The sequence below is a fragment of the Arthrobacter sp. 2YAF22_2 genome (assembly GCF_052114645.1).
GTDB lineage: Bacteria > Actinomycetota > Actinomycetes > Actinomycetales > Micrococcaceae > Arthrobacter.
In genome coordinates, this window is sequence record NZ_JBFRFD010000543.1 from 1 (window position 1) to 2,317 (window position 2,317).

Below are 2,317 nucleotides of genomic sequence, written 5' to 3' on the forward strand. Positions count from 1 at the left end.
TCTACAGCCTCTCCGGCGCCGAAGGTTGCCGCGAAAATCATCGCCGGTTTTTCTCGCACTATGCGATCGGTGAGTTTTTTGCCCCATTCCAGGCATCGCTGCTGGAGCTGCGGTTCCGTGCTCGGCGTTCCCATGAACGCGACGCGCTTTGCATCGATGAAAGGACAGCCGCCCAGCAGGGATTCCTTGACCTTCCACTTATGGAGCCGCGCAAGCTCGTAGATGGCGGTCTTCCACTGTTCAGCGTGCGAGTCGCCGACCAGCCAAACCGTCGCTGTGGCGTTGGTCCCGCCGGTGAAATCGCAGTCGCTTAGGAGCTTCCGGTCCTGAACGACTATTGGATCCGAGGACGGCTTGCATTCCGGGGCGTCAAACCAGGGTGCTTCATTGGGACCTACGTTCGCGACCTGTGCGGCACCGAATGGTTCCTTGCAGTTGTTATGCGGATCCAGGCTGCGCGCTCCGTAGCAAGGCTGGCCGGAAAGATTCTGCAGCTTGGAAGCTTCGGCATCCTGTGCCTTGCCAAGGTTCAGGAGGAGTCCTCCGCACAGCGCGGAAACAATGGCAAGTGTCGCTGCCATGGCTAGCATGACCCGGACCGGTCTGGCTCCCCGGAGGAGTTTTGTGCGGCCCGGATCCTCGACAATTTTCTTGGACACGTAGGAGAGCGCAATGGCGACAGCAAGAATGAAAAACTTGTCCGGAGTCCCCAACGTGCGGCTCAGAACGGCCGGCGTCAGGATGATGATCGGCCAGTGCCAAAGATATAGCGAGTATGACACGTCGCCAACGAACTGGATGGGTTTGGCGGCAAGCAGCTGATTGGGCGACCAGCGAGGCCCGGTCGGTCCCGAGGCGATCACCAGAAGGGTGCCGGCGACGGGCACCGCTGCGGCAATGCCGGGGAAGAACGTCTGCTCGTCATATGACAAAGCGGAATATGCGATGAAGCCGTAGCCGAGCCACTGTGCAATCCCCGACAGTGCCAGGTGGGAAGATGCGAAACGCAGGCGCAGGGCGGCCAGCGCATGTGCCCCGCCGATTGCCACCAGGGCGCCGGCCCCGAACTCCCAAACGCGGGCGGGGGTGACAAAGTAGGCCTGGCTCTTGTTGGCGTAGGTGAACCAAATACAAAACGCGAATGCAAGGGCGCTGACGAGCGCAACGCCTAGAGCGAGTAGCGCCCTCCGGCGGATGCGGAACCTGACAGCGGCCGTGAACAGCCCAAGGAACAGCAGGGGCCAGACCAGGTAAAACTGCTCCTCGACTGAGAGGGACCAGTAGTGCTGCACTGTCGAAGCGGCGTCATTATGCGCCGAATAGTCCACCGACTTTGCCGCCAGCATCCAGTTTTCAACGTAGAAGACCGACGCCATCGTTTCCTGGACGATGGCGAGCCACCGAGAGAACGGCAACAGTACCCACGCGGCAACCAGCGAGACGACAGCCACGACGGTGGCGGCAGGCAGCAGCCGCTTGATCCGCCGAGAATAGAATTGCGCGAGGTTGATGCGATCCGTGCGTTCCAACTCCCCGAGCAGGTGCTTCGAGATCAGATACCCCGAGATCACAAAGAAGACATCCACGCCGACGTAGCCGCCGGGCAGCCGGTGGGGCCACAAGTGGTTGAGCACCACGAGCCCGACCGCGAGGGCGCGCAGTGCCTGGATATCTTTACGCGTCGCGGTGACAGGTTCTGCCCGGCGCCGGGACGCCCTCGTGATTAAGACCTGACCGGTCACGCGCACTCCTTGTAAATCGTGTTTCCAGTGCACATGGCTGTGTCACTCGGTGTGGGTAGTCGTTGTCGGCGAGGCCCGACTGCCTCAGGCCGGCAGGCCTCATCCGCCATGTTTGGCGCCATGCGCTGCCCTGGCCAGTTCAGGAAGCATCGTGCGGGACAGCCACTTCACCGACAAGCACGACGCCGTATCGAGTGCCAGCCCATTGTCCGCCGAATCTGCAATGATGGAATTCCCCGCCTTGTGGGCCGGTACGGCGTCGAGGATGCCTCTGCTCTTCAGCTCCACGTATTCTTCCCGCTTCACGGAAAACACGGCGATGTCGCTGCTGAGTTCGGCTGCCCTGTCCTGAGGCCAGGCATAGCTCTCGGCCCCGTTCGCGACCGAATTGACCGGCCGGCCGCTTTGTTTGATCTGTGCGAGCGACGGGGATGGCTTCAACCCGAATTCCTTCAGAATTCTGACCGGATTAGAGTTTTCACCGAACACCTCAAAATCAGCGCCCAAGGCGGAGCTCACTTTGGCAACTAGGAAGGTGGTGCCGGCGAGGTCAGGATAGTCCCCGAGGCCCGCCC

Annotated in this window: 2 protein-coding genes; both read right to left on the minus strand. The window is 61.3% G+C overall.

Features of this window, described 5'->3' with window-relative positions; genetic code table 11:
* A partial coding sequence (locus AB4Y86_RS17065) for an acyltransferase family protein (protein ID WP_441403355.1) occupies positions 1-1,742 on the minus strand: 1,742 nt, incomplete at its 3' end.
* A gap of 99 nt (positions 1,743-1,841) precedes the next feature.
* Positions 1,842-2,317, minus strand: a 476-nt coding sequence (locus AB4Y86_RS17070; RefSeq protein WP_441403356.1) for a hypothetical protein, incomplete at its 5' end; no start/stop codon positions are given.